5 protein-coding genes and 4 tRNA genes are annotated in these 4,496 nt (G+C 49.9%); 2 read left to right on the forward strand and 7 right to left on the reverse strand.

Features of this window, described 5'->3' with window-relative positions:
* The 5 genes from ACLJPE_RS23060 to ACLJPE_RS23080 form a co-directional block, all read right to left on the reverse strand.
* Positions 1-236: GTP-binding protein (locus tag ACLJPE_RS23060; RefSeq protein ID WP_000031667.1), on the reverse strand; the 236-nt coding region annotated here is incomplete at its 3' end.
* Between the two features lie 115 nt (positions 237-351).
* Positions 352-427: transfer RNA gene (locus ACLJPE_RS23065), tRNA-Thr, on the reverse strand.
* A 6-nt stretch (positions 428-433) separates the two neighbouring features.
* Positions 434-508: transfer RNA gene (locus tag ACLJPE_RS23070), tRNA-Gly, on the reverse strand.
* Between the two features lie 116 nt (positions 509-624).
* Positions 625-709: transfer RNA gene (locus ACLJPE_RS23075), tRNA-Tyr, on the reverse strand.
* An 8-nt stretch (positions 710-717) separates the two neighbouring features.
* Positions 718-793: transfer RNA gene (locus ACLJPE_RS23080), tRNA-Thr, on the reverse strand.
* A 19-nt stretch (positions 794-812) separates the two neighbouring features.
* On the opposite strand from ACLJPE_RS23080, the gene ACLJPE_RS23085 reads away from it, so the two are divergent.
* Both ACLJPE_RS23085 and coaA read left to right on the forward strand, forming a co-directional pair.
* The gene (locus tag ACLJPE_RS23085; RefSeq protein WP_001621476.1) at positions 813-986 is read left to right on the forward strand and encodes a hypothetical protein; all 174 of its coding nucleotides are present in this window, start codon (positions 813-815) and stop codon (positions 984-986) included.
* Positions 987-1,194: 208 nt separating this feature from the next.
* On the forward strand, positions 1,195-2,145 hold the full coding sequence (gene coaA / locus ACLJPE_RS23090) for a type I pantothenate kinase (protein ID WP_000023067.1): 951 nt from the start codon (positions 1,195-1,197) through the stop codon (positions 2,143-2,145).
* Positions 2,146-2,179: 34 nt separating this feature from the next.
* Here the strand turns inward: coaA and birA are convergent, their stop codons facing one another.
* Positions 2,180-3,142 (reverse strand): bifunctional biotin--[acetyl-CoA-carboxylase] ligase/biotin operon repressor BirA, encoded by a 963-nt coding sequence (gene birA, locus ACLJPE_RS23095; protein ID WP_000655747.1) that lies wholly within the window; start codon positions 3,140-3,142, stop codon positions 2,180-2,182.
* The gene (murB, locus tag ACLJPE_RS23100; RefSeq protein ID WP_001016648.1) at positions 3,139-4,167 is read right to left on the reverse strand and encodes a UDP-N-acetylmuramate dehydrogenase; all 1,029 of its coding nucleotides are present in this window, start codon (positions 4,165-4,167) and stop codon (positions 3,139-3,141) included. The genes birA and murB overlap by 4 nt, the downstream gene beginning before the upstream one ends.
* Positions 4,168-4,496: the final 329 nt, after the last annotated feature.

Below are 4,496 nucleotides of genomic sequence, written 5' to 3' on the forward strand. Positions count from 1 at the left end.
TGTGCGTAGTGGCGGGTCGGGGTATCGTATTCAACGTGAGAAGTGTTGATGGTGATACCACGCGCTTTTTCTTCCGGCGCGTTATCGATCTGGTCGAATGCGCGAGCGGCACCGCCGTAGGTTTTAGCCAGTACGGTAGTAATGGCAGCGGTCAGCGTTGTTTTACCATGGTCAACGTGGCCGATAGTACCGACGTTAACGTGCGGTTTTGTACGTTCAAACTTTTCTTTAGACATCGATTGTCCCTCTAAGACACGGATAAATCGGTGATATCACCACATCAACCAGGCAACACGCCCGACTTGTTGAATGCTAATAAACAGAAGAGAAAAACAGGAAGGAGAAAAGAAGTGGTGCTGATAGGCAGATTCGAACTGCCGACCTCACCCTTACCAAGGGTGCGCTCTACCAACTGAGCTATATCAGCACATCTTGGAGCGGGCAGCGGGAATCGAACCCGCATCATCAGCTTGGAAGGCTGAGGTAATAGCCATTATACGATGCCCGCATCCTGGAACTCGGCTACCTGATTTTCATTCTGCACTGAATATCGAGAGAAACTCTCTTTATTCGAGCCGGTAAGCGAACTTATCGTCTCGGGCTGCGCCAGCGCGCGGCCGAAAATGGTGGTGGGGGAAGGATTCGAACCTTCGAAGTCTGTGACGGCAGATTTACAGTCTGCTCCCTTTGGCCGCTCGGGAACCCCACCGGACTTGATGGTGCCGACTACCGGAATCGAACTGGTGACCTACTGATTACAAGTCAGTTGCTCTACCTACTGAGCTAAGTCGGCATCAAGTAGCGCGCATTCTATGGAGACCTGCGTGCTCATGCAACTAAAAAATTGCATAAAATGTTCTATCGCTCACATTTTGCGCTATAAGAGACAAAAATGCTCTAATTTCAAACAAGAGAGCATAAATTTTCGGCATTTTACCGACCGTCTGACCAGGATACGACGCGGCATTTCAACGTTCCGTCGATAGAAAGCAATCTTCTGTATCTGGTATATTCGTCACATTGCTTCTCAGGGATAGCTTTCACAGCGAGATTTTTTCTTATTATTCCTCCCCATCTGGTGTTACCCTCCTGCCCATTGTCCAAATTAACTTAAATGTGACGTGCCGTTGCATGTCAGGGATGGCCCTCGTTCATCGCTGAACTGATGTAGCAATAGCAGCCAGAAACATGCTTATGAGTATAAAAGAGCAATCGTTAATGACGCCTTACCTACAGTTTGATCGCAGCCAGTGGGCTGCGCTTCGCGATTCTGTGCCGATGACCCTGACCGAGGATGAGATCGCGCAGTTAAAAGGCATTAATGAAGATTTATCGCTGGAAGAAGTTGCAGAAATATATTTACCTCTCTCCCGTTTGCTAAATTTCTATATCAGTTCAAATCTGCGTCGTCAGGCTGTCCTGGAACAGTTTCTGGGCACTAACGGCCAGCGAATCCCTTATATCATCAGTATCGCGGGCAGCGTCGCAGTGGGTAAAAGCACGACAGCACGCGTTCTGCAAGCGTTGCTGAGTCGCTGGCCGGAACACCGCCGTGTTGAATTGATTACCACAGACGGCTTCCTCCACCCAAACCATGTGTTGAAAGAACGCGGGTTAATGAAGAAAAAGGGCTTCCCCGAATCGTATGATATGCACCGACTGGTGAAATTCGTTTCTGACCTCAAGTCGGGCGTACCGAACGTGACGGCGCCAGTCTATTCTCATTTGATTTACGATGTTATTCCTGAAGGGGATAAAACCGTCGCTCAGCCTGATATATTGATTCTTGAAGGTTTGAATGTTTTACAAAGCGGCATGGATTATCCTCACGATCCGCACCATGTATTTGTCTCTGATTTCGTTGATTTCTCTATTTACGTTGATGCGCCAGAAGAACTTCTTCAGACATGGTATATCAACCGCTTCCTGAAATTCCGCGAAGGGGCGTTTACCGATCCTGACTCTTATTTCCACAATTATGCGAAATTATCTAAAGAAGAAGCTGTTAATACAGCAGCTTCGCTTTGGAAAGAAATTAACTGGTTGAATTTAAAACAAAATATTTTACCCACGCGAGAACGTGCCAGCCTTATTATGACCAAGAGCGCTAACCATGCGGTGGAACAGGTAAGATTGCGGAAATAACAGAAAAAAGGGGAGTACCGACTCCCCTTTTTTACTATTCGGCGCTTCGCAGCGATATTTCTCCACCCATCCAGGGTTTAATCACGCCATCCTGTTCAAGCAATAATGCGCCCTGAGTATCAATGCCGCGAGAAATACCAAATATTTCTTTGTCGCCAATAATCAGTTTTACCGGACGACCAATAAAATTATCCAGTTTTTTCCAGCGCGAAAGATAAGGAGAAAGACCTTCTTGCTCAAAAAGCTCAAGCGCAGCACGTAGCTTATAAATCAGCTTTGCGGCCAGCATATTGCGGTCGAGCGTAATTCCGGCCTCCTGCAACGTGATCCATCCCTGATTTATCACGTCCTCTTCTACACGACGCATTGCCATGTTAATACCAGCGCCAATCACTATTTGTGCGGCATCGCCCGTTTTACCGGTTAACTCGACCAGAATACCCGCCAGCTTGCGATCCAGTAGGTAGAGGTCGTTAGGCCACTTCACGCGAACTTTATCTGCGCCCAGTTCACGCAGCACTTCCGCCATCACAATTCCAATGACCAGACTCAAGCCTATTGCCGCCGCAGGCCCCTGCTCCAGACGCCAGTACATTGAAAGATATAGATTCGCGCCAAACGGTGAGAACCATTTACGCCCGCGACGACCACGCCCTGCCTGTTGGTATTCTGCTACACAGGCATCGCCTGAGCGCAGCTCACCAATTCGATCAAGTAAATACTGATTGGTTGAATCGATAACGGGCAATACCGCCACGTTTCCGCTATCCAGTTGGCTATGTATACGGTCAGCATCCAGTAACTGGATGGGTTCCGGTAAGCTATATCCTTTCCCGGGAACGGTAAATACATCTACTCCCCAGTCGCGTAATGTCTGGATATGTTTATTAATCGCCGCGCGGCTCATTCCCAGCCGTTCACCCAACTGCTCGCCTGAGTGAAACTCTCCGTCGGCAAGTAGTGAGATCAGCGTCAGGGGAACGGTAGTATCTTTCATGCAATGCTCTCCACAGCGTTCACCTCTCCGAGCTGACCAATAAAGCGAACCTCAGGCTCCAGCCAGACATTAAATTTTTCACCCACTTTTTGCCGGACATGATGCGCCAGCGCCACCACATCTTTACTTGTCGCATCATTCGCATTAATCAATACCAGCGCCTGTTGGCGATGCACCGCAGCGCCGCCAATGGTGACGCCTTTCAACTGACATTGGTCAATCAGCCAGCCTGCCGCCAGCTTCACTGAGCCGTCTGCCTGAGGGTAATGCGGCGCGTTGGGAAATCGTTCTAACAGTTCCATAGCGATATCGGCTGCGACAACGGGATTTTTAAAAAAGCTGCCCGCATTGCCATTCACTTTAGGATCCGGCAATTTTGTGGTGCGCATATGGCATACAGCATCAAATACCTGTTGTGCGGTGACCGTTTTCGGGTCCAGACGAGTAAGATCGCCATAGGTCAACACCGGCTGCCATTGCTTTGACAAACGCAGTCCCACCGCGACGATCGCAACGCGATCCTGATATTCATTTTTGAAGATACTGTCACGATAGCCGAAACGGCATTCCGCCGCAGACAAACGCAGACGTTTTCCCGTTTCCAGTTCAACGCAGTCAACGTAGTCGCAGACGCGTTGTAGTTCTACGCCATACGCGCCAATATTCTGTATAGGTGAGGAACCAACGCAGCCAGGGATGAGCGCCAGATTCTCCAGGCCGGGCATGTTGTTGTCCAGCGCGTAGCGAACCAGCTGATGCCAGTTTTCGCCTGCGCCGACGTGTAGGTGCCAGGCGTCCGCGGTTTCATTGACCTCAATGCCTTTCAGGCGGTTAAGGATCACGGTGCCGGCGTAATTTTCCAGAAACAGGACATTGCTTCCTTCACCCAGGATCATAACCGGCAGTCCCTCACGAGTTGCTTGCTGCCAGGCGCTCAGTAGTTGTTGTTCGTTTTCAGCGCATACGATGTGCTTTGCACAATGATCAATGCCGAAGGTATTCCAGGGTTTTAGGGAGTGATTCATAGACGCTTTCCTGATGCAAAATCAGGCTTAGTTTACCGCATCTATGTAGGGAAGGCTTGCGGTTATGTCGACGGAATAAGGCGGTATACACAGGCATTATGTCGATGCCGTAGGCCGGATAAGGCGAAGCTGCCATCCGGCGGTGCAGGTTGCCTGATGGCGCTGCGCTTATCAGGCCTGCATTTTTACAGTTACCACACACGCAAAAAAGCCCGTCCGTCTGGATGGGCTTCTTCACGAAATTGATGCCTAGCAGTTTATGGCGGGCGTCCTGCCCGCCACCCTCCGGGCCGTTGCTGCGCAACGTTCAAATCCGCTCCCGGCGGATT

The organism is Salmonella sp. SAL04196 (genome assembly GCF_046550835.1).
Classification (GTDB): domain Bacteria; phylum Pseudomonadota; class Gammaproteobacteria; order Enterobacterales; family Enterobacteriaceae; genus Salmonella; species Salmonella enterica.

Excerpts from the sequence above, each read along its gene's own strand:
- ACLJPE_RS23085 (WP_001621476.1), top strand. The coding sequence starts at position 813 with ATGGAGACCTGCGTGCTCATGCAACTAAAAAATTGCATAAAATGTTCT.
- coaA (WP_000023067.1), top strand. The coding sequence starts at position 1,195 with ATGAGTATAAAAGAGCAATCGTTAATGACGCCTTACCTACAGTTTGAT.
- birA (WP_000655747.1), bottom strand. The coding sequence starts at position 3,142 with ATGAAAGATACTACCGTTCCCCTGACGCTGATCTCACTACTTGCCGAC.
- murB (WP_001016648.1), bottom strand. The coding sequence starts at position 4,167 with ATGAATCACTCCCTAAAACCCTGGAATACCTTCGGCATTGATCATTGT.